The sequence below is a fragment of the Spongiibacter sp. genome (assembly GCF_041602295.1).
Classification (GTDB): Bacteria; Pseudomonadota; Gammaproteobacteria; order Pseudomonadales; family Spongiibacteraceae; genus Spongiibacter.
This window is the reverse complement of the sequence record NZ_JBFIGO010000037.1, coordinates 1-25189: the sequence shown is the minus strand read 5'-3', so window position 1 is coordinate 25189 and position 25189 is coordinate 1. Positions and strand designations below refer to the sequence as shown.

The window sequence follows — 25189 nt, the reverse complement described above, 5'->3', positions numbered from 1 at the left end:
TTACTCGCTTCTGGGCATTATGACTTAGTAGGGCTAGGGAATATGTGGGGACATCATGCCCCCGCCACCAACAAAGAATAAGGCGAATCAGCAAGTTAGCTGATTCGCCTTTTTATGCCTTGGAAAAAAGCCTCTCCGCGTCCATCACCAAATCTAGACCGGTGGACTTCCCAGGGTTTGCCAATCAAATCGACAAACCGCTCACAGCGGCAACTTTCCTCCGCCACCAGCAACTCCGCCATACCCTCGACCTGCTTGGCTTTGCATATAGCCTGAGAAAGGGCATGAGGCAGCTGCTCGGGGGCACAAACCAAATCGGCAGTGACGATCGCCAAATTGCACACAATTCAGGTGTAGATTCTGCGATTTAATGCCATGCTCAGCCAGGGCTCGCAACACCGGCTGGTGGCGATTCCCCCGCACGGAGTGCGGCCGGGCATTGTTTCACGCCCAACTCGCCAAGCCGCTGCACACCACATACATATCTTCGACGCAAAACAGGCAGCGGGTTTCACCATGACTGAACTCTACCTCAAATACGAATACGGCATCGCTTTTAGCCAGCTGCTGCTGGCCATGTTCGGCATGGGTGCCACCCTGCGCATTGTCGATTTCGTCAACGTTGCCAGAACGCCCCGCGCTTTCGCGACGGGCCTGAGCCTGCAGTTGTTAATGGTACCGCTGATCGCCGTGCTGTTTTTAGCGCTATTCAATTTGCACGCCGGGGTCGCCATCGGTATCGCCATACTGGCAGCTATACCGGGTGGCACAACGTCCAATATCTACACTTACTTTGCCAGGGGCAATATTGCGCTATCGATTGCCATTACCGCGGTCACCACCGTGGCCTGCCTAGCCACGGTACCCATTATTTTGAAGCTGCTAATTACCGACTATGTCCCAGCAGATTTCCAGCTGCCAGCAGCGCGTATCGCCGCTGAAATATTCTTTTCAATTCTGGCGCCGCTGGCGATGGGTATGCTGGCGCTCAGGCTGCTACCGGCATTGGCGCCACAGATTTCGACCTGGTCGATACGGGCTAGCCTGGCGCTGATTGTCGTTATTATCCTCGGCGCGACCACCTCCGGCAGGTTGGACTGGGCGGCCTTTGGCTTGTCAAATGTTCTGGTGGTCACCGGCTTTACCCTGGCCCTGCTTGCTGCAGGACTGGCTGTGCCCTGGCTAATGGGCGCACCGCGGGCCGATATCGTGGCCATTGACATGGAGCTCACGGTGCGCAATGTAAACCTTGCGGTGCTGATTATTGCCTCACTGTTTCCAGCGGCCAATGCAGCGACTAGCGAACTGGGCAGCATGGCGCTGTTTACCGTACTGGTATACGGCGGGTGGATGCTGATGCCGGCGCTGGCATTGATTGTCGCCAGCCGCCTGCACAAGAACTCTGCCGCTGCGCCAACCCAACCGCGGATAGAGTGAAGCCTCCGGCGCCTCGCGACAGGGGTTTAGCGGAACTCCGCGAGGCGCTCGGCGGTATCGGGGATGTCTGTGCACTCTGTCGCCAACTCTTGTTCGAGAGCCTCCTCAATCGAATAACCTTGTTGCGCCATGCGATAGAGGTCCTTCATCGCCGCGACAGGCCGGCGAGAATTGCCGGCAATTTGTCATCTCTTTAATGCCTGACCCGTCGACCAATCACCCTGCCCCGCCTGCTGGCGCTTTGTCGCTGCGCCGCCACTCCCTACTTCGACTCAGAAATCCCGCTTTGCCCCTGGGGGCCCCACGATGGTCATCGGGCAGAGTCACCTCAACGCTTTTGAACTCAGCCATTTTCTCGATGGAGATTTTCACGCCACAAGACCCGCCCGCGGCTCAACACCCCAGGGGACTTATCAAGCCATTCTGCCCGGCGAATATCGGCTGCTGCGCCCGCCTCGGCGCCCGATGTGGCGGCCACGCCCGCCCCGTGGCCAACGGCCTGGTCAATCGCCGGCTTAACCTAACCGAGCCCGATTCAGTCATTTCTGCGAGGGGCAAGATCAGCAGCGCCTACGCCGCGGGCGCGGCGGCCACCCCTATCCCGCCCGACAAGACCAGTGCGACTGGATTTTTTGGGGAATTTTGGAGAAAATCCCCCCGATTTAGCATATTCCTACAAAATAGCTGAGAAATTTTTTCTCACTTCCAGTATCGTAGCGAACCATTTTTAACCCAGTTTATTTTAGAGAGCGCCGTGACTGACTTATCCTTGTACCGCAACATCGGTATTTTCGCGCACGTTGATGCCGGAAAAACCACCACCACTGAGCGCATCCTCAAGCTCACCGGCAAAATTCACAAGCTTGGTGAAGTCCACGAGGGTGAATCAACCACCGACTTTATGGAGCAGGAGGCTGAGCGTGGTATTACCATCCAATCCGCCGCTGTTACCTGTGAGTGGAATGGCCACCGCCTGAACGTCATCGACACCCCTGGACACGTTGACTTTACCGTAGAAGTTTACCGCTCTCTGAAAGTACTCGATGGCGGTATCGGCGTATTCTGTGGTTCTGGTGGTGTTGAGCCCCAGTCTGAAACCAACTGGCGCTACGCGAACGATTCCAAAGTATCTCGCCTGATCTTTGTTAACAAGCTGGACCGTGTCGGCGCTGATTTCCTTCGCGTTACCGACCAGGTTAAGAATGTACTGGGCGCCAACCCGCTGATCATGACCCTGCCTATTGGTCGTGAAGACGAGTTCACCGGCGTTGTCGACCTGCTGAGCAACAAAGCTTACATCTGGGACGAGACTGGCCAGCCCGAAAACTACGAAGTTACCGACGTTCCCGCCGATATGGTGGAAGAAGTCGAAATGTACCGCGAGCAGCTGATTGAAACCGCGGTAGAAATGGACGACGACCTGATGATGACTTACATGGAAGGCGAAGAGCCCTCCATAGATGACATCAAACGCTGTATCCGCAAAGGTACGCTGGAACTGGCCTTCTTCCCCACCTACTGTGGTTCTGCCTTTAAAAACAAAGGCATGCAGCTGCTGTTGGATGCGGTTGTCGACTACCTGCCCAGCCCCACCGAGGTTAACCCCCAGCCGCTGACCGACGAAGAAGGCGAGCCGACTGGCGAATACGCTATCGTATCTGCCGACGAGCCGCTGCGCGCGCTGGCGTTCAAAATCATGGACGACCGTTTCGGCGCCCTGACGTTTGTACGCATCTACTCCGGTAAACTCAACAAGGGTGACACCATCCTTAACTCCTTTACCGGCAAGACTGAGCGCATCGGTCGGATGTGTGAAATGCAGGCCGATGAGCGCAACGAGCTGAGCAGCGCCCAGGCCGGTGACATCATCGCCATCGTCGGCATGAAAAACGTACAGACGGGTCACACCCTGTGCTCCCAAGATCACCCCTGTACGCTGGAAGCCATGGTATTCCCCGAGCCGGTTATCTCTATTTCGGTAACCCCGAAAGACAAGGGCTCCACCGAGAAAATGGGCATCGCGATCGGCAAGATGGTCGCTGAAGACCCCTCTTTCCGCGTTGAAACCGACGAAGACTCCGGCGAAACCATTCTCAAGGGTATGGGTGAGCTTCACCTGGACATCAAAGTCGACATCCTTAAGCGGACCTACGGCGTTGAGCTGGAAGTGGGTCAGCCACAGGTTGCCTACCGCGAAACCATTACCCAGAAAGTCGAAGACAGCTACACACACAAGAAGCAGTCTGGTGGTTCTGGTCAGTTCGGTAAGATCGACTACACCATGGAGCCGGGCGAGCCTAACTCTGGCTTCACCTTCAGCACCTCGGTTGTCGGCGGTAACGTACCCAAGGAATTCTTCCCAGCGATTGAGAAGGGCTTCAAGTCCATGATGGAAAATGGCCCGCTGGCTGGCTTCCCGGTACTGGACGTTGCCATCAACGTACATGACGGTGGCTACCACGCCGTTGACTCCTCGGCAGTAGCCTTCGAAATCGCCGCCAAAGGCGCTTTCCGTCAGACGATGCCCAAAGCAGGCGCGCAGCTGCTGGAGCCGGTCATGAAGGTTGATGTCTTCAGCCCCGAAGACAATGTGGGTGATGTTATCGGTGACCTGAACCGTCGTCGCGGCATGATCTCCGGCCAAGAGCCCAACGCCACCGGCGTTCGCATCAAGGCTGATGTACCGCTGTCAGAAATGTTTGGCTATATCAGCACCCTGCGTACGATGACCTCCGGTCGCGGCCAGTTCTCCATGGAGTTCTCGCACTACTCAGCTTGCCCAAGCAATATTGCCGACGAAGTCATCGCCAAAGAGAAAGAGAAAAAAGCCGCTAAAGCCAAGTAAGCGGCCTTTTCTTTAATCCAAAGCCCTGTCGGCATCGCCGACAGGGCTTTTTTTATGCACGCGATATTGAAGCTATGAGGTAGCAGAGCAGGCGAAAACGGCTTAGCACTCGCACCCCCTAATCCCTCTCTTAAACCAGACGCCGCAACATACCCAGCATCAGCCCGCCCGAGCCAGAACCGCCCTCACTCGCAGCGCTGTGCTACCCTTTAGTGGTGAGAAATCAATATGCGCCACGCCGCCGGAGACAAGCGCAGATGGCATCCCGCGAGACTTGACCTGCGACCGGCAAAACGGATGTCGGAGAGTAATGACCATGCCTCCCCATATCTCTTTTGATCCCCATGACTTTGCGGCAAAATTCGAGCGACAGCCGTTTCTGCTGAAACACGGACTGAGCAGTCACCCACTGTTTGCACTCGAAGCCTTAGTCGCGGCCTCGCAGCGATTACCCAGCGAAGACATCGAACTCAATGCCGGCGATGTCGACATCGTACAGGTAGCCGACAAGAAGCCGGAACACCGACTGACGCCGGAAGAAACCATCGCGCACATCGAAACCCTAAACACCTGGCTGGGCCTTAAAAAAGTGAGTCAGCTACCGGAGTATTCGGCGCTGATCGATGAGGTACTCGACACCCTCAAGCCCCATATCGACCCGCACTGTCCGGGCATGCACAATCGCGAGGGCTTTATTTTTATCACTTCGCCCAATTCAACCGTGCCCTACCACATGGACCCGGAACACAATTTTCTGCTGCAGATTCACGGCGAAAAAATCTTCACCATTTTTGACAAGGCCGACCGCGAGCTGCTGCCCGAAGAGGAAATTGAGCATCACTACGGCCAGGCCAATCGAAAAATGGTCTTGCACAATGGCCACGAGGCCCGCGGCCGCAAAATCCACCTTAAACCCGGCGATGCCCTACACGTTCCCATCAACGCGCCCCACTACGTGCAGAACAGCAACAATGTCTCGATCTCCATCAGCATCACCTACGACACCCCCAGCTCGCTGCGGCGCGAGATGGTCTACCGGGTCAACCGCAACCTGCGCAAGCTGGGGCTCACCCCCAAGCCCTACGCGGCATCGGCAGTTGTCGACCGCGCCAAAATTGCCACCTACCGCCTATACCATTTACTCAGGTACCAGAGCTAAGCGCCCCGCTATTCAAACTCCGCCGGGTCGGGCACCAGCCCATTGCCCCGGTAGGTCATTTCGACACCATTTATCCGCGTTGCACTATCGTGCAGGTACGACAAATGGGGGTGGCCACCCTCGAGTACTGACAGCGCCGCCGCATCGCCGCGCAGGTAGTAATCCATCCAGGCCAAGGAATAGTTGGCGGCAATTTCTCGCCCCCAGGTTGAGGTGGGAATCAATGGGTAGTTGGTGTGCTGGCCGTGGCTTGCTGCCTCGGCGACAATAAACGCCCGGTCGCTGCTAAGACTGTCGTACAGCGGCCGCACCACCGCGGGATTGGCAAAGGGAATGGGCGCGATCGGGCCGTCGTGGTCACCGGTCTGGATCATAACGGGAATCGGGTTTGCGCTCACCGACTCGCCCACCGGCGCCGCCGCCACTGCGGCCTTGATGCGCACCGGATTCGGCTCCGACGCGTTGTCGGCCTCCTGCTCCTGCACGCGCAGCGCGGCGCCAGCGCCCATGCTGTGGCCAATCACTCCCACTTGCTCGGCGTTGAGCACGCTGGCAACCGAAGAGCGCTCAAACAGGTAGGCCATCGCGTCTTGGGCGTCGTGAAGATTATTGCCGGGATCGCCCTCAACTTCGTCGTCAGAATGGCCCTGACCACTGAAGTCGAAGGCAAATACCATGTAGCCATTGTCGGCGAACAAGCGGTGCCACCAGCGGTACATGCCGACATTGGTATTCAGGCCCTGCAGGGCGATGATCACCGGAAACGGCCCCTCCGCCGGACTGCCTTTGGCCTGGTAGGGCAGCACAATCTCACCGTATAACCGGGTGCCATAGCGGTTAAAAAACTCTACCGGAATCAGCGCGACACCGGCATTTTCATCGGGGTGACCATACCAGTGATAGGCGTGCTGCAGGCGAGAGCCGTCCTGCAACTGGGCAAAGGTGGCGCGCACCATATGCTCGACAATGACCGGATCGCTGATATCGTTGATGGTGTAGCCAAAGGCGAGAGGATCAAACAGCCGGTTGGCGACATTGCCCGGCAGGGCGCTGGCGAGCTCATCGCCATTGCTGACTATCGGCTCAAACTGCTCCGGTGCCGGCGGCGGGTTTTCGCCCTGCTGCGATGCCGGCCACACCGCCAAGCCATTTTCACCCCCTGCAGAGCTGCCGCCACACGCCGCCAGCACCATACAGACCAAGCCTACACACACCAGTCTCATTCAAACGTCCCCATTGCCGCTGCGAGTACCGAGGGCGGCGCAACAAGCGCCGATATGCTTTCAGTAAACGCGTTACGGCGGGGATACTAACACTATTCGCTCCAGTACAGAGCAACCGGCACCTTGCGCTGACCGACAATGGCATAGATGGGCCATTTGCACGCGTCTTGCTCACGCAGCGCCGTTTCCAGCACCGCCTTCTTCTCGGCTCCGGTGATGTGCACAATCAGCTGTCGACTCTGCAGCAGCCTCGACAGGCTCAGGCTCATCCGCTGGTGTGCAGCCGTGCTTGGCTGCACGGCGATACAGGCGGCCGTCGACTCGAGATCGAGGCCGCGCTCAAGCTGTTCGGCACAGGGAAATAACGACGCCGTATGCCCATCTGCGCCCATTCCCAAAATCACCACATCGAATTCGGGCAGCGAGGCCAGCGCCTCGCCCAGCGCTTGTTCAGCCTGCTCGGCACTATTGTCGGCGGTCTTCAACGGCACAAAGCGCGCCGCTTGAGCGGCATTGACCAATAGCTGCTCGCGCAGCAGGCGCTCATTGCTATCGGCGTGATCGGGCGCAACCCAGCGCTCGTCCGCCAGAGTGATCACCACCTTTTCCCAGGGCAATTGCTGCACGGACAGCCGCGCGAAAAATTGCAGCGGCGTGCTGCCACCGGAGACCACCAGACTCGCCTCTCCTCGGCGGGCAATCGCTGCAGCCAACTGCGCCGCAACCTCCGCCGCCAGCGCGGCATCCAGCTCGTCTCGCGACGTAAAATCACAGTGCTTCAGCTCATCCATTCCAACTCCGCCCGTCCTTTTCAATTAGCAAGTCTGCCTTGGCCGGCCCCCAGGAGCCGGCGTGATAATCCTTCACTTCCAAGTGCTGGACCTGCCAAGCGCGTATCAACGAATCACACCAGCGCCAAGACTCCTCAATTTCCTCGCGGCCGACAAACAGTGACTGGTCACCGTGAATGACATCGAGAATCAGTCGCTCGTAGGCATCGGGAATACGGGTCATTGTCGACGAACCGAGAAAGTCGAGATTCAAATCCTGTTTTACCAGGCCCATTTTTTCCTTGAGACTCTGCAGCTTCGATACCATCTGCATCGAAATGCCCTCATTGGGCTGCAAACGAATCACCAGGCGATTGGTGATATTGCCGCCCGCCGTAAAAATATTGTGAGGCAGGCTTTTATAGGCGATAACGATTTCAGTGAGCTTCTCGGGCATGCGCTTGCCCGTGCGGATATAAAACGGCACTCCCGCCCACCGCCAGTTATCGATATGGGCCTTGATGGCGACAAAAGTCTCGGTATCGCTATCGGCATTTTCGCAGCCGTCTTCCTGCATATAGCCGGGCACCGCTTCACCCTTTTGCCAACCGGCCGCGTACTGCCCGCGCACCGCGTGCTCAGTAACATTACTGGCATCGATGGTGCGCAGCGCCCTGAGAATTTTCACCTTCTCGTCGCGAATCGCTTCAGCGGTCATGGCATTCGGCGGCTCCATCGCCACCAGGCACAGCAACTGCATAACATGGTTTTGCACCATATCGCGCAGCTGGCCCACGGTGTCGTAATAACTCCAGCGCCCCTCAATACCGACGGTTTCGGCCACAGTAATCTGCACGTGGTCGATGCAGCTCTGGTCCCACTGGGTGTTGATAAAGCGGTTGGCAAAACGCAGCACCAGCAAATTCTGTACAGTTTCCTTGCCGAGGTAGTGGTCGATGCGATAAATATTTTCTTCGGTAAAATACTCGGCCACCACATCATTCACGTCGTGCGAACTCTGCAAATCGTGACCGATGGGCTTTTCCAGCACAATGCGGCAATCGCCGTTAAGGCAGTTTGTCTGCCCCAGGTTGCGGCATATCGGCCCGAACAAACTGGGCGGGGTCGCCATGTAGAAGATGCTGGTTCGCGACGCCGACAGGCGCTCGGCCATATGGCGGTAGCTTTCCAGATCAGTAAAATCGAGACGCAGGTAGTCAAAGCGCTCGGCAAAAGCCTCCCAGCAGGCGTCACTCCAGTTTTGCGGGTTTATGTATCGCCTTACCTTTTCTTTAAGCAGCGCCACAAACTGCCCGGAATCCAGTTCATCTCTGGCCAGCGCGACAATCCGCACCGACTTGGGCAGCAGCTCGCAGCTCTGCAGATGATAGAGCGCCGGAAACAGCTTTCTGGCCGCCAGATCGCCCAGCGCGCCGAAAAAAATCAGATCGACATTGTCGTTCATCACCGCATTTCCCCCTGTGCCTGCCCGCGCAGCTGGTGCACCAGTTCAGCGGCCTCTGTCGCCAGCTGGGTAATAGCATCCCAGTCATGATTGGCGAGCAGGTGGCTGGGGGTTAACCACGACCCACCGACACTCACCACGCTTGCCAACGCGAGATAGTCGCCGATATTGTGCGGGCCAATACCGCCGGTAGGGCAAAAACGCAGCTGCGGGAAGGGCCCGGCAATGGCCTTCAATACGGCCGTGCCGCCACAGGCTTCGGCGGGAAAAAACTTCAGAGTATTGATTCCGCGCTCCATACAGCGCATCACATCGCCGACGGTTGACGCGCCCGGCACAAAGGGCAGTCCGCATTCGCTGCCGGCCCGCAACAGCTCGTCGGTAAACCCCGGGGTAAACAGGAATTCGGAACCCGCCGCCGCCGCCAACTCCACATCTTTGGCGCTGCACACCGTGCCGGCGCCGACGATAGCATCGGGCACCTCATCGCGAATGCGGCGAATCGCCTCCAGGCCCTGCGCGGTTCTCAGCGTGACTTCGAGCACCCGAATCCCGCCGGCCACCAATGCCTTAGCCAGCGGCACCGCCTGGGCGATATCGTTGATCACAATGACCGGAACAACAGGGGCCTGAGTTAAAATTTCTAAGGAGCTGGATTTCATCGCTCTTCCAAATATCGGTGGTTAACGGCAAGGCTCATGCGCGGCCACAGCTAGCGGCGCTCGCTCGGAAACAACACCGAGGCGCCCTCTTCCGCCGAGCTGATGGTGTTGCGGAAATTGGCAAACAACTCCCGGCCCACCCCCTGGCCGTCGTCGATGCCGCTGCTGAAAACCTCTCGCGCACGCCACTCCGCGGCATCGACCAGACAGTCCAATACCCCGGCGTTGGCATCGAGGCGGATCATATCGCCGTCGCGAATCTTGCCGATGGCGCCGCCGGCTGCCGCTTCCGGGCTGAGGTGAATGGCCGCCGGCACCCTGCCAGAGGCGCCCGACATACGACCGTCGGTCACCAGTGCCACTCGGTAACCTTTGTCCTGCAAGGAGCCGAGCAGCGGCGTCAACTTGTGCAGCTCCGGCATACCGTTAGCCCGCGGCCCCTGGAAGCGCACCACGACAACCACATCGCGATTCAGCTCGCCGGCGTCAAACTTGGCGGCCAATTCGTGCTGGCTATCGAGCACCAGTGCCGGCGCCTCAACAATGCGCTGCTCTTCGCTCACCGCCGAAACTTTAATGACACTGCGACCGAGGTTCCCCTGCAGCAGACGCAAGCCACCCTCGCTGTCGAAGGCCTCGGCCACCGGTCTCAGCACATTGTTATCAAGACTAGTCGCGACCCCGGCGCCCCAACGCAGCTTGCCGTTTTCAAGTTGCGGCTCACGCGGGAACTCCGCCATCGGCACGCCCAGAATGGTCTGCGCATCGGCGTGCATCAGACCCGCAGCAAGCAACTGCGAAAACAAATAGGCAGTGCCGCCGGCGGCATGGAAGTGATTGATATCGGCCTGGCCATTGGGGTACACCCGGGCAAGCAGCGGCACCACCTTGGAAAGCGCGTCGAAATCATTCCAGTTCAGCAAAATGCCGGCCGCCCGCGCCATCGCAACCAGGTGAATACAGAGGTTGGTGGAGCCGCCCGATGCCAGCAGGGCAACAATGGCATTTACAAAGGAGCGCTCATCAATAACATCGGCCATCGGCCTGGGGTCGCTGCCCTGCGCGGTGGCCCGGTTTAACAGCTGGCAGGCCTCTTGGGTCAGCGCCTCGCGCAGCGGCGTATCGGGATTGACAAAAGAGCTGCCGGGCAGCTGCACACCCATGGCCTCAAGTACCATTTGATTGCTGTTAGCCGTACCGTAGAAGGTGCAAGTGCCGGCGGTGTGGTAGGACGCCGACTCGACCTCCAGCAGCTCTTCCCGGCCCACCTTGCCCTCGGCAAACAGCTGGCGCACCCGCGCTTTTTCCTTATTGGGGATGCCAGACGGCATGGGGCCGGCGGGAATAAAAATACTCGGCAGGTGAGCAAAGCGCATGGCGGCAATAAACAGGCCCGGCACGATCTTGTCGCAAATACCCAAGAAGGCCACGCCGTCAAACATCTGATGCGACAGGGCAATCGCAGCGGCCTGTGCGATATTGTCGCGACTGAACAAGCTCAGTTCCATGCCCGCCTGCCCCTGGGTAACGCCGTCACACATCGCCGGCACGCCACCGGCCACCTGAGCCGTTGAGCCGAGTTCGCGCAGATAGCCTTTGATTTTTTCGGGGTAGTCGGCGTAGGGCTGGTGGGCCGACAACATGTCATTGTAGGCGGTGACGATGCCGATATTCGCGGCATTCATCAATTTGATGCGCTGCTTGTCTTCAGCTCCGCAGGCCGCGAAACCATGGGCGAGATTGCCGCAGCTCAGCTGTTTGCGCGCGGGCTGCAAACTGCGATTGACGTCGATAAGCGCCTTAAAATCGCTGCGCGGCCCGCGGCTCCTCGCGACGATCTCTGCGGTCACCGCTGCAACCGTGCTATGTACTTCTGTCATAACGCCAACCGCCCTTCGTGTAATTTTTAACCATAATAACATCTGAAAAGACGAACAGATCAACATTTTTTGTTCTTTTGTTACATTTTTACGCATAGCCTCCGCCGCCTAGGCACGCCATCGCCGATGAACTCTACTTGATGACCGCCCCCGCGGGGACAAAGGGGCTGGAGGCTGGAAACTACGCCTCGTCGCTCGGGAAGCGCGTCGCGCGCAAACTGTCCTTAATTTTCTTCAGGTGGCCTTGAAATTTCGGCCCGCGCCGCAGGGTGACCCCCGTCGCCAACGCATCGAGTACCACCAGATGAACAATGCGAGAGGTCATCGGCATGTATTCGTCGGTATCTTCAGGCACCGCCACGGCAATCAGCAAATGACAGACTTTTGCCAGCGGTGAGCCCGGTGCGGTTAAACCGATTACCGCCGCGCCGTTGGCCTTGGCCAGTTCCGCGACCTCCACCAGCTCCATGGTGCGGCCGGTATAGGAAATAATAAAAAACACATCACCTGGCGCGGCCGAGGCCGCCAGCATCCTCTGCATCAAGACATCTTCGTGAAAGCTGACCGGCAAGTTGAATCTGAAGAACTTGTGCTCGGCGTCCTTGGCCACCGAACTTGACGCCCCCAAACCAAAGAAATGAATGCGCCGAGCCTGAATCAATTGATCCACCACCTGAACAATCAAGTCCGGGGGCAGTTTGTCTCGCACCAGCGACAAGGTGCTGATCGTGCTGTTGAATATCTTGCTGGTTGAGGTCTCAACGGAGTCCCTCGCCTCGACATTCTGGCTGACATAGCGAATGCCGCTGGCCAGGCAATGGGCGAGGTTGAGCTTAAAATCTGGGAAGCCGGTCGCGTTAAATTTCTTGCAGAAGCGGTTTACCGTCGGCTCACTCACCTGGGCAATACTGGCCAACACCGCAATACTCGAGCGGGTCGCCGCCTCGGGGTCGGCGAGAATTGCGCTGGCAACTTTCTTCTCCGACTTACTCAAGCCGGGCATCGCATCGGCGATCAAAGTCAATAAATTGTCATTGGCAGAAGCCATGGCACTCACCTGTAGACGAACATCCACGGATCTTACCCAGCCACCCCAGCCATGTAAATTTATTACAAAATCTACGACGACCAGCGTACAGCCGCGACGACAGAAGCTGCCGGACACCACAGTACTGCGGCGCGATTGCGCCGCGGCAAACGCCTCAGTCCTTAGCGGGGCATCACTATCGCCGCCAACACACGCGACGGTGTGCTCACTCCGCCGTTGCCGCGGAGTACCAGATCGGCGAGGTCCAGGCGCGCTCTTGAATCACCGGCGAATAAAACGGCTCGTCGGCTTCACTCAAGCAGCATTTGCCAAACACATCCTCGCCCCAGGCGCCGTCGTCTTTGGCCAGCTTGGTTGCCGCAGCGGCCTGCGCCTGGCAGTTGCTGGCAAAGGGATCTACGCCGAATTTTTTGCACTGCAAGGTCGACCAACGGCAACTGGGGTTCTCGACGACGCGGGCGTAGTAGAAGGCATTTTGCTCAGCGTCAAAGCCGGGGTCCTGCCACACCTTACACAGATTCGCATAGCCCTCACCCTTGGGCGCGCAGCTCTGCGGGTCAACCGTCGCGCCGTTGTCGGGGTTGCCGGCAACTTCAAATACCTGCTCGTGGGCAACGCCATTGGCATCGCTCCAGCCCTTAATAATTTGAATGCGCTGCAGGTCGTTGCCGGGGTTGCGCGGGGTGCCGGGGTCTTTGGTCGCGGCCACCAAAAAGCGCGGCGCGCCGCTACCCGGCGCCGCGGACAGGTCGCCGCCCATCGGCACCCCCTGCTGGTAGGCCTTTGCCACCATATCGGCGGATTCACACAGCGACTCGTCGAGCTGCCAGCCGCCAAAAAAGCGCACTACCGGGCGGGTGCCACTGGTGGCATAGGCCTCCTTGCGGCGAATGCCGTCGAAGATCGCATCGCGACGATTTTCCTCAGCCCAGACCACGGCCAGGCCGCCGGCATTTGAGAAGAAGTGGTCCTGCACATTGCGACTGCCGGCATCGCGACGCCCCAAGTGGCCCTCGTAGCTGGCTTCCTCGGTTGCACCAGGCATGGCGCTGTGGGTATCAGTCGAGCCGATAAAGCCCATTTTAAAGGGGTTAATGCCTTCTTTTTGCTGGTAGCTGACACCGGCCTTGAGGGCGTTGCGCACCATATTGCGCTGGCCGAAGCTGTCGACGCCAACACTGGCCCCACGCTCGGTTTGCACCTCGCCGCCGACACTGCCCAGCATCGCCAAATTATCCGCCTTGATCTGCTCAAAATCGCAGAGCTCGTCCTCGGTGCCCACCCCGCGCCCCAGCAGGCGGTCGAAGCGGCACTCCGAGGCGCCCTTGTGCTGCACCAACTCCACCACTGGCTCAAAGGCCAGGCGATCAATCGCCTCCTGCTCATTGCGCGGGTCGGGGAACATCAGGCCGCCGGCGAGGTTTGAGTTGTGCGGAATCGTCATCACGTCACAGCCGCTGTCGCTGTTCCAGCACTCCTCGCGCAAATGCTGCCACAGATTCTGAAAATTATAGGCGCCGGTGTCATAGGCCGATATCGGCCGGTCTATGACATTTTCATTGCGAAAAATCACATTGCGATGGAGGTTGCTGTAGTTCGGCGCATCGGTGTATTCATAGCCGACAAAGGTGGTAAAGCTACAGGCCTCGCTGCGGTCGTAGTGCGCCTCGGCCGCCTGCTGTTCGTCGCGCCAGGCCTCCAGCTCCGCCTTGTCACAGTCAGCCAATTTGCAGACAAAACTCTTGGCCTTATTCAGGCTGGTATCGGCGACGCCGATCTTGGACCAGTAATCAGCGGCCAACAGCTGGGCGATGTAAATCTGGCTGCGCGTGGCGATACAGGCGGGGAACCAGTAGCCGAGGGTAAAGGGATCGCTGGTGCAAATTTTTATCGGCCCCAAAAATTCGGCGTGATCGGTCACCGCCATAAAATCCAGGGGGCGCTCCAAGGTGACTCGCCGGGTTTGCTTGCCGTCGAAATCGGGCAGACTGATCGCCTCGCCCTTGCCAAAGCGGTAGGCATCCCAGGGGGTATTGCGCTGGCTCGACACATAGGAGTCGAAGGAGTAGCTGCTGTGAACATGCAGGTCGCCAAAGAAGGGCTGACGCAGCGGATTGCTATCGGCACAGGGCGCTTCAGTTGCCGCCGGCGCCGCCAATGCCGCACTGCAGAACACTGCACTGGCAACCAGAAAACTCTCAACAAGCTTTTTCATACGTTCCATACCCCTGAGCATTGCAGCGCTTGGCAGGCAAAGATTTTATCTGGTTAACCGCCGGCCGCGTAGGTGAAGCACTTGCTTTATTATTCAATAAGAGAAGGCGAACTCAGCGCTGGCAAGGCCAACAGCCGCTGTTTGCCCTTGAATTATAGCCGGGCAGCCAAGGCACCAGACTCTTGCCAAGTAACCGGCCTGGCCCTGTTGGCCATTGATTACAGCAATGGGCGACGAAAATGGGCGAACCCCAATAAATACACCAGCGAATGTGAAAGGCAGCAAAAGAAAGCCGCCGAAAAGCAGCCAAAGCAGCTTGTTTTTATCAGACTCTCAGTGGCAGGCTGCGCTGCCACAACAGCCCTGGGCCAACCGGACTCGCGCCTCGCTCTATAGCGGCAGCGCGCTAGCCGGCAGCAGAATATCAGTCAATTTCCAGCGCAAAGTATCGCGCTTAAAGACCAGGGATATGTTGCCCTCTGGGCGGGGCACAACAACATCCAACTGATCCCAACTGCGGTAGTGGGTGGTCGCGCCGGCAAAGGGGTCCGTTTTCGACGGGGCATCGCTGCCAGCCTTGTCCGGCGACCGCGATGCCGCATGCGGATTGTCTCGCATCATCCCGGCCAAGCCCTGGGGACTAACCATGCTGTCCACCATTGGCTCAATCACCATCATCGCCAGCCCCATCCCCAGAGAGGCAAAAGCCTCAGAACGGCCATTGCTACGGCTGGCCAATTTCGACGCCAGCGCATTCCTCATCTGTGACTTCAGACTATCGCGCAGCGGTGGATAATTAATACGTGAATCCAACACCACCGTGTCCTTATTATCCAGCGCGGTTTTAAACTGGTGCAGGGCCAGATAGGGGCTGAGCAGTGCGTAAGCAAGCAGCGAAACCAGCAGCAGGGGAAGCAAAAACTTTAGCGCCTTCATCCAATGTCCTTATGGGAAATCGTCAAGGGGCGCCATTGTAGCCTCCAAGCCCACAACAATCACCGTCGCGCAAGTTGCGCCCGCTTGGCAAGACCGCATCACACCGACGACCTCCTAGGGAATATCGATCGCCGTCGGCCGCATAGTCTGGCAATAGCTGCTGGCGCCACTGTCGTAAAAACGCAGCGGCATGGCAGGAAAGTTTGCGCTGGCTACCTGAGCGCGAGCAGCCGCAGTGGTCGCCAGCCCCCACATATCCAGGTAGCTGCGCATGTCGCGACCCAAGCTCTGCGACAGCGCGATCAACATCCAGTCGTTGTTAGCCAGCGCCCGCGCCTGTGCCCGGCTAAACTGAGCAAAACCCAGACCATCCCGCGCGGCCAACCAGGCGGCGTCACTGTTGTCGGCACGATTAAACTCACGATCGAGCAGGTGCAAACGGGCCAACAAATGCCAGCCGTCCTGTAACACTCCCTCGGCCTCAGCGGCCATCATCATCTGTAGCGTAATCGCCGCCCCTTGGGACCAGCTATTGAGCGACTGACTCTGCATATACGCGAAGGGATCGGCGCTGTTACGACTGTCCAGTAAAACCTGCTTCAGCTCGGCGAAGGGCAGCGACTGACAGTTGGGGTCGTTGCCGGTATCCCGAAAGTACTGCGACTTGGCGTAGTAGGAATAGGGATTGGTGCTGGCGTGCCCCGCCCAGCCGGCAAAGCGAAAGCGGCCGCGCTCCAGGCCGTGACCGAGTTCGTGTAGGTCGCCGTGGCCCACCGGATTAAAGGCCCAATAGGCATCGTAGGGGTTACCCGAGCAGCCGTAGCCACAATTGGCCTGATCGGCATTCATGTGTTTAACAATATCAATAGTGTCGATTTGCCAACCGCGACCCGCAGCAAAGTCGTGAATTTCATCCACTACATCGATGCCCTCGCCCTGAAAACCGGCCAGCACATGGGCAAAATTGTGCATATAACGCTCGGTGGCCGCAGCGAGACTCCCTGCATCACTCCACTCACCCATTGAGCTGCGCATTTTCTCCAAAGTGGAGTGCACCTCAAAGCCCGGCGTTGACAGCTCCGCCCAGTCGTAGTCCGCGGCGGCCAAGGCCGCCTCAAAGCGCTCATTGTCCGCCGCACTGGCCCAGAATGGTTGCTCGCCAACATTATCAAATTGCAGCACCACCTGCTGGTCATTGGCATCGAAACCAATTTGCAGTGGTCCGCCGTAGGCCGAGGTAAAGCTCAGGGTTTCCCCCGGCGCAATCCTCAGCGCGCGCCCCTTCAGGTACTTGGGCCGCTTGTAACCATTGTCACTGAATTGATGGGTGGCGCCGCTGCGCAGGGTATTGACGAACACCGTGGTCGCCACCGAGCTGTCGTCGAGGCGGCGTACCGTTACCGTTTGTCCCGGCAGGGCGTAAACCCCCGCCGCGCGAAAATACTGCCGACTGGTCAGCGTCACCCGCTTACTCACCGGGCTAATATGACTGAAATCACTGCGGCTAAAATTACCCATATCAGCCTGAGCCGGATTAATCGGCCGCCGCTGATAATTCAAATGGTCGGCAAAGTATGATTTAAGAAACGCCAGCCGCGGCGTAGCATTCTTATCCATAGGAAAACGCGCCTGCTGGCGATAGCTGTCAGCGAGCAGCAGCAGCGATTTTTGGTAAATCTGCCCGGCGCTATTAAACAGCGGCTCCGCGCTGTCTTCCAGGCGTTCAAACAGCGCCTTGGCGGCGCTGGCGGCATCGCCAAACTCCTCGGCAAAGCGGCTTTCCGGCGGACAGCTTTTATCATCGCAGAGGCTCAAGTCGACATTGAAATTATCACTCTGAAAACGCCCCAACAGGGCATTTATCAGCCGCACGTCTTCAGGCAACTGCGCGTAGCGCTGACGCACGTCGAAGCGCTCGAGTTGCAACTTACGCCAATAGTTATCGGCCACATAGTCCACCTCTAGCAGGGCTAACAATTCCGCACCTAAGTCGCTGAGGTTGCCGTCGTGATGCAGATACAGCACCGGTTTTCCAGCGTCGAGCCACGCCGCCACCGCCTGTGTGGCAGCACTGAGTGACGGCGCGTCGGCGGCCAGCTGGGAGACAATCAACAACTCAGCGTCGTTATCCAGACACGCACTCAGCGCCGCGCCGTCACAGCCCTGCGCGTCGTTGTAACTCACCTGCCCAGGGTAGTGCTCATCCAGCCACTGCCGAGTGGCAACGCGATCGGGGAAGTAATAACTTTGGCCCATCTGCGCGATTACGACCCTCAAGGGCTGCTGAGCAAAATTCTCGCGCCCCGCCAACCAGGCAATACTGTTGCGCAGCAGCTGCTGCATATCGCCGTTCAGCGCCGCCGCATCGCGATAGCCGTTGCGCATCGGATTACTACCCAGCGCCAGGAAACGCGCCTGGCGCTGGCTGCCGGCCTGCTCACCGGCAACCGCCAGCGGCAGTTCAAGCACCGTATAGCCGGCTTTAGTAACACTGTTGCTAAGCAGCAACTCGCTATTCACGCCAAAACGGGCCGCCAACAGCCCAGCATCGTGAGTCGGGTCCCAGTGTATGTCGGTGAGGCTGCTGCCGTCGGCACGCGCCTGGCCACTGGCGTCGAGGTTAAACAGTCGGCGCCGCAGTCTCTGGCCGTCTGCCGTCGCCGCGTCAGCCGCATTCAGCGCACTGTCGAGAAAGCGCTTGGCATCGCTCACATAGCGGGCATCGCCGCTGCGCAGCGCCTGCTGCAAGGGCTCGTAGTCCACTTGAATCGCGATTTCTAGCTCACTACTGTCCTCACCGTCGCTGGCGGTAAAGGTAATGGTCTCACTGCGCCCCAGGTCCGTTGCGCCCGGCGTACCACTGAGGGTATAGCTGGCACTGTCATAACTCAGCCACGCGGGCAGCACATCAACGCTAACCGACACCTCATCACCATCGGGGTCGTGCACCTCAGGAGTAAAAGCAAAAGCGCTGCCTTCCTGTGCCGGGCCAGGGGAGCCCGAGATCTGCGGCGGCTGATTGGGCGACAGCAGGGGCGGTAATTCAACAGGCAAATCGCCCACACTCTGGCCGCCGGAACCATCCCCACAAGCCGAGATAACCAGCGACAACAGCGCACAGCCCACAACACTTATCACGTTCACGGCGACCCACTCTCCCTACAGCGTTTTTATTATATGAACCGCCGACAACCAACGGTGCTCAGTACGGGCAGCAAGTCTATAGAAATCAGCCCCTAACAAGTGTGGTCTGCCACGCAAAAACGCTTAGCACAGAGAGCATATCGACACTGCCCGCGCCAGCGGCGGCCCACTGTGACACGACAATCTCACCCCACTATTCGCAGCTAAGCAAAATCGGCAGATACTAGTACCTACCAGCAAAAAACTGTGCAATAATTGATCAGCATGCGATTCTAATAATCAATCTCGGCACGCCGATGCCGGACAGACGACGGTAATACGCTATGAATTATCTTCAACTTGGCACAGCCGCCGCGGCCCTCGCACTGGCCGCTTGTGGCAACAGCAGCTCCAGCAACATCAGTAGCTCAGGCAGCAGTGACATTGTGACGGAAAGCTTCACCACCGAGTCACAGCACCTGGTTACCCCGCTGGATGTGAACCCCGCTTGCGTGCCCGATGCAGATTCCAATCTGCCCCTCCCAGAGGGTCTTTTAGTCTACAAAAAAGGCGAGCAACCCACCCGCCTGGTGGTTTTCAGCCACGGCATTGGCCACAGCGTACGCAGCAGCTGGTTGCCACATATGCGGCGCGAACTGCGCTTAGCTCAAAGCTTGGAAAACACCCCAGGCAATGTCGCTTTTGTCGCCACCGACTACCGCGACAACTTTGGCTTCCCGACACTGCGTGGCGCCTACGACACCATCGCCGCCACCGAGTATGCCCTGCAGGCGTTCCCCAGCATCGACACGGTCTACCTGTTTGGTGTGTCAATGGGTGGGGCGGTGTCTGGAACGGCCATTGTCGAGTCAGCCGCTATCAGTGAAGACGGTAGTGCACTCTATGATTACTGGATTGATGTCGAAGGCGTGAGTCAGCTGGCAGAGACCTACAGCGAAGCAAAAGCTGCCGCCGAAGCAACCGGCAACGCCACAGCCATGGCCGCCGCCAGCGGCATTGAGCGCGACACCGGCGGCACGCCGGTCGAATGCCCACTGGCTTACCAGCGCCGCTCGCCGGCGCTGCACGCCGCGCAAATGCAACTGGGTGGCATTAAAGCCGCTACCGTCATCCACCCCTTGAACGACGGCTTGGTTCCCTATAATCAGGGCCGCGAAATGGCCGGCGCCCTCACCACCGCAGGCATCCCCACACAATTTTTCACCGTGCTTGGTGTTTCTGAATGGCAAAACCCCGGCACCACCGCCACCGGCACACTCGGCGCCGGTGACGCCGACTCCAGTTTGAATTTAGCTGGCCACGGCAGCGAGGCCGACGCCAACCATCCGGTGATGCGTGCCGCCTTTGAACAACTGAGGAAAATGTTAGACGGCAGTTACAACGAAACCGCGCCCTACTTCGAATGTATTGTGGATCACCGGGCACCAGAAGAAAGCTGCCAGGTAGACCAATTTCAGCCCTGAGCTGAACTCAGTGTGAGGAGCCATCCCGAAATTGGGATGGCGTCTGCCCCACCCAGCGCTTAAACGCTTTTGCGAAGGCGCTCTCATCAGAAAACCCCAGTTGATTGGCAATGTCAGCCAGTGTCTCACCGCGCTGCAAGCACTCCTGGGAGATACGCTGTAACAGGCTGCTGCGCAGCAGCTTGAAGGTCACTCCCTCGGCCTGCAGCTTGCGCACCAAATGGCGGCCACTCATCCCCAGCGCCTCGGCAACCCGCTCCTTACCCCAGTGCGGGTGATCGCGCAGCAAGCCCTGTACCTGTGTGCTGAGCTCGCCGCGATCCATGTCCAACAGCAGCTGATCCGCTATTTTTTTCAGCTGATCGCGAATTTGAGTATTCGCCTGAATCAGCGGGGTAACGAGCAGTGCGGGCGCAAAAACCAAGGCGTTATCCGGGGCATCAAACTGCAGGGGGGCCGCCAGCAACTGCTGATAGTCTGCCAGCGGCGCCGCTGCCGCTGCAGTGAACTGCAGGCGCTGCGCGCAAAACGCGCCACCGCTGACCCAGTTCGCCAGATTCAACACACACGCCAGCACCGCCTCCACCCGTTCACGGCGACGCAGCTGATAGTGTGGCTGGTAAACGAGGTAGCAACTTTCACCCTCATGGCGCAGCGAAAAATCGCCGCCCTCGCCGACAATAGGGTGGTACTCCAATAACAGGTCCAAGGCCTCGCCCAAGGTTTCGCAGCTCATCAACAGCATACCCACCAGGTCCAGGTGGCCAACCTGCAAACCCAGCCCCAGCTGCAGGCCAACCAGGGGGTCGTCTACCGCAGAACAATAGGCCTCCCACAACTTGTCTTGCACCGCCAAGGGCGTGCGGCCGCTAGCGGGCACACAGGCGCGCAAAGCAGCCGGCAATTTTATGTGGCGGCGCTCGGCGGCTTGCAAAATGCCCTGGGTAAAACGCAGGGTAACAGTGGCTTCTGTCATAGTCCTGAATTGGCGGCTGTAGGTCCCGAAAAAGCCATTACCGGCGGCGGGCCTTCCATTAAGCTGTAAAGCGATAATGATAACAAGAGTGGTTGGTATGTACGCGCTTATTGGCGCCGGTCCAATGGGGCTGGCAGCAGCACGCAATCTGCAAAAATACGACATCCCGTTTACCGGCTTTGAATTGCACGGAGACGTCGGCGGGCTGTGGGATATCGACAACCCCCACAGCACCATGTACGAGTCTGCGCACTTGATTTCTTCGCGACGAATGACGGAATTCAAGGAATTCCCCATGTCCGAAGGAGCCCCCTACCCCCACCACAGTGAATTGCGGCAATACTTTCGCGACTTTGCCAGCCACTTTGAGCTCTACCCGCACTTCCGCTTCAACACGCGCGTGATTGATGCCAGCCCACTGGACAATGGTGGCTGGCGCATCGTTAGCGAACAAGACGGCAAGCAACACTGCGAGGATTTCGACGGTCTGCTGATCGCCAACGGCACCCTCCACTACCCCAACACCCCACAACTACCCGGGGAGTTCAGCGGCGAACAGCTGCATTCCTGCCACTATCGAAGCGCCGACATTTTTGCGGACAAACGCGTATTAATTGTCGGCTGCGGCAACTCTGCCTGCGACATTGCCGTCGATGCCGTGCATCGGGCGCGCTCGGTGGATATCTCGGTGCGCCGCGGCTACTACTTTCTGCCCAAATTTATCGGCGGGCGTCCCACCGATACTCTCGGCGGACTGATCGCGCTGCCGCGCCCGATCAAGCAGCGACTGGATGCCGCCATGGCACGCCTCGTGGTCGGCAAACCCTCTGACTACGGCCTCCCCAACCCCGACTACAAGATGTACGAGTCGCACCCGGTCATCAACTCACAAATGCTCCACCACTTGGGCCACGGTGATATTGCTGTGCGGCGCGACATCACCGCTGTTCGCGGCCACCGCGTGCAATTCAGCAATGGCGACCACGCCGATTACGACCTGATATTGCAGGCCACCGGCTACCACCTTCACTACCCCTTTATCGACCGGCAACACCTGAACTGGCAGGCTGGCGGCGCACCCTCGCTATACCTCAATGTCTTTCACCCAAGCCACCGCAATCTGTTTGTCATGGGCATGATTGAGGCGGCTGGCCTGGGCTGGGAGGGACGCAACGAACAGGCCGAAATGGTCGCCCTGTACATTCGCCAGCAACAAGCGGGCGCGGCTGCCGCCAAACAATTGCAGGCCGATATCGCCCGCTACCACGGCCAGCGATTAGACGGCGGCTACCGCTATCTGCAACTGGAACGCATGGCCTACTACGTCCACAAGGACAGCTACCGGCGCAAACTGAAACACTACATCAAACGCCTGCAAGTTGACCTGCAACAGCAAGAAACCGCTTATGTACGCTGACATTCAGGTTGCCTTTAGCCCGCAGAGCCTGCTGCTGCTCAACGGCATTCTCGCCGGCATGATCTTCGGTGTATCAATGGGGCTGCGCCGTGAAGACTTCGCTCGCGTGCTGCGCCAACCCCGCGCCCCCGCAGCAGGCCTGGTCGCACAGTTTATCTTGCTGCCCGCGGCCACCTGTCTGGCGACCACGGCCTTTGCCGTGCCCGCTGAACTGGCACTGGGGATGATCTTGATAGCCTCCTGCCCCGGCGGCACCTTCTCCAATATCATGACCTGGCTTGGACGCGCCAGTGTACCGGTGTCGGTGAGTATGACGGCGATCTCCAGCATCGCGGCCATCGTTATGACCCCGCTGAACTTTGGCCTCTATGCTCAGCTCAACCCGGCCACCCGCGACCTGCTGCGCGACATCTCACTGCAGCCATTAAACCTGCTGCTGTTGGTCGCCCTGGTGCTGGTATTGCCAATGTTATTGGGCATGAGCTTTGGCAAACGACACCCACGAGTGGCCGAGCGTGCCGAGAAGCCCATGCGCGCGGTTACGCTATTGGTGTTTCTGTGTTTTGTGGTCGTCGCCTTTGCCCGCAATCAAACACTGTTTATGGACTACGCCGGCCAACTGCTTTTACTGGTGGCGCTACAAAACGCCGGCGCACTACTACTCGGCAATCTCGCCGGCCGCCTAATGCGTCTCCCCCAAAGCGAGCGCCGCGCAGTCACCATGGAGGTCGGCATCCAGAACTCGGCACTGGGGCTGTCCATTATCTTTACTTTCTTTCCTCATGCAGGCGGCATGATGTTAATCGCCGGCTTCTGGAGTTTCTGGCACTTACTCGTCGGCCTGTGTCTGGCCTTGTATTGGTCACACAACAGCGAGGTCGCTCATGCCTGAATGCATTCTAATCACCGGTGCCGCCGGCTATATTGGCAGTCAGCTGATGCACAGACTCAGCGGCGAGCACGCCGTCGTCGGCATAGACATCAAGCTGCCCGTCGGCAGCCCGGCCAACATGCTGCAATGCGATATCCGCGACCCGATGCTGGCGGCCATCATGCGCGAGCACCAGGTCAGTCACGTCGTTCATCTTGCCTCGGTACTTGAAGCCAGCGGCGATGAGCAGCGCGACTACGACATCGACATCAACGGCACCCGCAATGTCGTCGAAAGCTGTCTGGCGAGCGGCGCCCACCATCTGACGGTCACCAGTTCGGGGGCCGCCTATGGCTATCACCCAGACAACCCCTGCTGGATCGATGAGAATGATCCGCTGCGCGGCAATGACGAATTTGCCTACTCCCGGCACAAACGGCTGGTTGAGGAATACTTGCAGGAGATCCGCCAACAGCAGCCCCAGCTTCATCAGTTAATTCTGCGCCCCGGTACCGTCCTGGGTCGCCACACTCGCAACCAAATCACCCACCTGTTTGAGAAAAAACGCCTGCTGGCCATTCGCGGCAGCAGCTCCCCTTTTGTGTTCATTTGGGATGAGGACCTAATCGCCATTGTCGAACGGGGCATCGTCGAGTCTCGCGAGGGTATTTACAACCTGGCCGGCGATGGCGCGCTCACCATTGATCAAGTCGCGGCCAGCTTGCAAAAACCCCTGCTGCGACTGCCCGCGGGGCTGTTGCACACCGCCCTTAGCCTGGGCCACCGGCTGGGCTTGAGCCGCTATCGCCCCGAACAAATCAACTTTTTGCGCTACCGGCCAGTCCTCAGTAATCGCCGCCTGAAAGAAGAATTTGGCTACCAGCCCCAACTCAGCTCGGCGGCGGTGTTAGAGCTGTTTATCGATCACGCCCGCGCGCGGGGGCAGTTATGAAAACGGTGCTAATCACTGGCGCCGCCAGCGGCCTGGGCTGGGCGCTGGCCCAGCAGTTTTACCGGCGCGGCGACAGCCTGTGGCTGGTGGACCGCGACGCCGAAAACCTGGCCCAGCGCTGCAAAGAACTGGGTACAGCGCGCGTTCACAGCATCGTCGCCGACCTGAGTTGCGACGACGACATCACCACCCTCGTCACCGCCGTGCGCGCCTGTGGCCGACTCGATGTCCTGGTTAACAATGCCGGCATCACCCACCGCTCACTGGCCGCCGACACCGACCCGGCGGTCTTTCGCCAAGTCATGCGCATCGACTGGCAGGCCCCCGTCGAACTGAGCATGGCCCTGCTGCCACTGCTGCGCGACAGCCGCGGCAGCATCGTCAATATCGGCTCCATGGCGGGCTGGATGCCGGTGCTGGGGCGCGCCGCCTACTGCAGTGCAAAGTCCGCACTGGCGCAGTTCTTTGAAGTACTGCGCGGCGAAGAACGCGACCGGGGCCTGCATATATTGATGGTCTACCCGGCCTTCGTGAACACCAATATAGAACAAAATGCTCTGGGCGCCGACGGTCGTCCCGCCCGCCATGCCCGCTCCACCCTGGGCGCAGTTGGCGAAGCCCAGCCGCTGGCGGCGGCGATTGTCAGCGCCTTAGAAGAACGCCGCCCACAGCTCTACCCGCACCGCGGCATCTGGCTGGCCAGCCGGCTGTGGCGGCTGGCCCCGG

At 58.9% G+C, this 25189-nt stretch carries 18 protein-coding genes; 8 read left to right on the top strand and 10 right to left on the bottom strand.

Going from position 1 to position 25189, the window contains the following annotated elements; genetic code table 11:
* The first annotated feature begins 516 nt into the window (after positions 1-516).
* The 3 genes from ABYM29_RS08275 to ABYM29_RS08265 all read left to right on the top strand — a co-directional run bounded on the left by ABYM29_RS08275 (position 517) and on the right by ABYM29_RS08265 (position 5441).
* Positions 517-1437 carry a bile acid:sodium symporter family protein gene (locus ABYM29_RS08275; RefSeq protein ID WP_372864260.1) on the top strand — a complete coding sequence of 307 codons (921 nt, stop codon included), beginning with the start codon at positions 517-519 and terminating at the stop codon, positions 1435-1437.
* 754 nt (positions 1438-2191) lie between these two features.
* Positions 2192-4282 carry an elongation factor G gene (fusA, locus tag ABYM29_RS08270; RefSeq protein ID WP_372864259.1) on the top strand — a complete coding sequence of 697 codons (2091 nt, stop codon included), beginning with the start codon at positions 2192-2194 and terminating at the stop codon, positions 4280-4282.
* A gap of 310 nt (positions 4283-4592) precedes the next feature.
* Positions 4593-5441, top strand: a complete 849-nt coding sequence (locus tag ABYM29_RS08265; protein ID WP_372864258.1) for a cupin-like domain-containing protein — start codon at positions 4593-4595, stop codon at positions 5439-5441.
* A gap of 8 nt (positions 5442-5449) precedes the next feature.
* Here the strand turns inward: ABYM29_RS08265 and ABYM29_RS08260 are convergent, their stop codons facing one another.
* From ABYM29_RS08260 to ABYM29_RS08220, 9 genes are all read right to left on the bottom strand, one after another.
* A complete protein-coding gene (locus ABYM29_RS08260) occupies positions 5450-6664 on the bottom strand; it encodes an alpha/beta hydrolase family protein (protein ID WP_372864257.1) in 1215 nt (404 codons plus the stop codon).
* A 92-nt stretch (positions 6665-6756) separates the two neighbouring features.
* Positions 6757-7455, bottom strand: coding sequence for a 6-phosphogluconolactonase (pgl, locus tag ABYM29_RS08255; protein ID WP_372864256.1), 699 nt, complete (start codon positions 7453-7455; stop codon positions 6757-6759).
* Positions 7448-8899: a glucose-6-phosphate dehydrogenase gene (gene zwf, locus ABYM29_RS08250; RefSeq protein WP_372864255.1), complete on the bottom strand. Its 1452-nt coding sequence runs from the start codon at positions 8897-8899 to the stop codon at positions 7448-7450. The genes pgl and zwf overlap by 8 nt, the downstream gene beginning before the upstream one ends.
* The gene (locus ABYM29_RS08245; protein WP_372864254.1) at positions 8899-9561 is read right to left on the bottom strand and encodes a bifunctional 4-hydroxy-2-oxoglutarate aldolase/2-dehydro-3-deoxy-phosphogluconate aldolase; all 663 of its coding nucleotides are present in this window, start codon (positions 9559-9561) and stop codon (positions 8899-8901) included. Before ABYM29_RS08245 ends, zwf begins: the two co-directional genes overlap by 1 nt.
* 50 nt (positions 9562-9611) lie before the next feature.
* A complete protein-coding gene (gene edd, locus ABYM29_RS08240) occupies positions 9612-11441 on the bottom strand; it encodes a phosphogluconate dehydratase (protein ID WP_372864253.1) in 1830 nt (609 codons plus the stop codon).
* Between the two features lie 181 nt (positions 11442-11622).
* Positions 11623-12489, bottom strand: a complete 867-nt coding sequence (gene hexR / locus ABYM29_RS08235) for a transcriptional regulator HexR (protein WP_372864252.1) — start codon at positions 12487-12489, stop codon at positions 11623-11625.
* A gap of 205 nt (positions 12490-12694) precedes the next feature.
* Positions 12695-14704 (bottom strand): DUF3604 domain-containing protein, encoded by a 2010-nt coding sequence (locus tag ABYM29_RS08230; RefSeq protein ID WP_372864251.1) that lies wholly within the window; start codon positions 14702-14704, stop codon positions 12695-12697.
* 390 nt (positions 14705-15094) lie between these two features.
* A complete protein-coding gene (locus ABYM29_RS08225) occupies positions 15095-15640 on the bottom strand; it encodes a DUF2939 domain-containing protein (protein WP_372864250.1) in 546 nt (181 codons plus the stop codon).
* A 114-nt stretch (positions 15641-15754) separates the two neighbouring features.
* Positions 15755-18784 carry an ImpA family metalloprotease gene (locus ABYM29_RS08220; RefSeq protein WP_372864249.1) on the bottom strand — a complete coding sequence of 1010 codons (3030 nt, stop codon included), beginning with the start codon at positions 18782-18784 and terminating at the stop codon, positions 15755-15757.
* A 323-nt stretch (positions 18785-19107) separates the two neighbouring features.
* On the opposite strand from ABYM29_RS08220, the gene ABYM29_RS08215 reads away from it, so the two are divergent.
* Positions 19108-20247: an alpha/beta hydrolase family protein gene (locus ABYM29_RS08215; RefSeq protein ID WP_372864248.1), complete on the top strand. Its 1140-nt coding sequence runs from the start codon at positions 19108-19110 to the stop codon at positions 20245-20247.
* A gap of 7 nt (positions 20248-20254) precedes the next feature.
* Here the strand turns inward: ABYM29_RS08215 and ABYM29_RS08210 are convergent, their stop codons facing one another.
* Positions 20255-21223 (bottom strand): AraC family transcriptional regulator ligand-binding domain-containing protein, encoded by a 969-nt coding sequence (locus ABYM29_RS08210; protein WP_372864247.1) that lies wholly within the window; start codon positions 21221-21223, stop codon positions 20255-20257.
* A gap of 97 nt (positions 21224-21320) precedes the next feature.
* Between ABYM29_RS08210 and ABYM29_RS08205 the strand changes: the two genes are divergently transcribed.
* The 4 genes from ABYM29_RS08205 to ABYM29_RS08190 form a co-directional block, all read left to right on the top strand.
* Positions 21321-22640: a flavin-containing monooxygenase gene (locus ABYM29_RS08205; RefSeq protein ID WP_372864246.1), complete on the top strand. Its 1320-nt coding sequence runs from the start codon at positions 21321-21323 to the stop codon at positions 22638-22640.
* Positions 22630-23532, top strand: coding sequence for a bile acid:sodium symporter family protein (locus tag ABYM29_RS08200; protein ID WP_372864245.1), 903 nt, complete (start codon positions 22630-22632; stop codon positions 23530-23532). Before ABYM29_RS08205 ends, ABYM29_RS08200 begins: the two co-directional genes overlap by 11 nt.
* Entirely contained in the window at positions 23525-24463 is a 939-nt protein-coding gene (locus ABYM29_RS08195) for an SDR family oxidoreductase (protein ID WP_372864244.1), read from the top strand. Before ABYM29_RS08200 ends, ABYM29_RS08195 begins: the two co-directional genes overlap by 8 nt.
* A partial coding sequence (locus ABYM29_RS08190) for an SDR family NAD(P)-dependent oxidoreductase (protein WP_372864243.1) occupies positions 24460-25189 on the top strand: 730 nt, incomplete at its 3' end. The genes ABYM29_RS08195 and ABYM29_RS08190, both read left to right, overlap by 4 nt.

Bases quoted from the DNA above. Each gene is read 5' to 3' on its own strand.
- ABYM29_RS08275 (WP_372864260.1), top strand. From the start codon at position 517: ATGACTGAACTCTACCTCAAATACGAATACGGCATCGCTTTTAGCCAG.
- ABYM29_RS08265 (WP_372864258.1), top strand. From the start codon at position 4,593: ATGACCATGCCTCCCCATATCTCTTTTGATCCCCATGACTTTGCGGCA.
- ABYM29_RS08260 (WP_372864257.1), bottom strand. From the start codon at position 6,664: ATGAGACTGGTGTGTGTAGGCTTGGTCTGTATGGTGCTGGCGGCGTGT.
- pgl (WP_372864256.1), bottom strand. From the start codon at position 7,455: ATGGATGAGCTGAAGCACTGTGATTTTACGTCGCGAGACGAGCTGGAT.
- zwf (WP_372864255.1), bottom strand. From the start codon at position 8,899: ATGAACGACAATGTCGATCTGATTTTTTTCGGCGCGCTGGGCGATCTG.
- ABYM29_RS08245 (WP_372864254.1), bottom strand. From the start codon at position 9,561: ATGAAATCCAGCTCCTTAGAAATTTTAACTCAGGCCCCTGTTGTTCCG.
- edd (WP_372864253.1), bottom strand. From the start codon at position 11,441: ATGACAGAAGTACATAGCACGGTTGCAGCGGTGACCGCAGAGATCGTC.
- hexR (WP_372864252.1), bottom strand. From the start codon at position 12,489: ATGGCTTCTGCCAATGACAATTTATTGACTTTGATCGCCGATGCGATG.
- ABYM29_RS08230 (WP_372864251.1), bottom strand. From the start codon at position 14,704: ATGAAAAAGCTTGTTGAGAGTTTTCTGGTTGCCAGTGCAGTGTTCTGC.
- ABYM29_RS08225 (WP_372864250.1), bottom strand. From the start codon at position 15,640: ATGAAGGCGCTAAAGTTTTTGCTTCCCCTGCTGCTGGTTTCGCTGCTT.
- ABYM29_RS08215 (WP_372864248.1), top strand. From the start codon at position 19,108: ATGAATTATCTTCAACTTGGCACAGCCGCCGCGGCCCTCGCACTGGCC.
- ABYM29_RS08210 (WP_372864247.1), bottom strand. From the start codon at position 21,223: ATGACAGAAGCCACTGTTACCCTGCGTTTTACCCAGGGCATTTTGCAA.
- ABYM29_RS08205 (WP_372864246.1), top strand. From the start codon at position 21,321: ATGTACGCGCTTATTGGCGCCGGTCCAATGGGGCTGGCAGCAGCACGC.
- ABYM29_RS08200 (WP_372864245.1), top strand. From the start codon at position 22,630: ATGTACGCTGACATTCAGGTTGCCTTTAGCCCGCAGAGCCTGCTGCTG.
- ABYM29_RS08195 (WP_372864244.1), top strand. From the start codon at position 23,525: ATGCCTGAATGCATTCTAATCACCGGTGCCGCCGGCTATATTGGCAGT.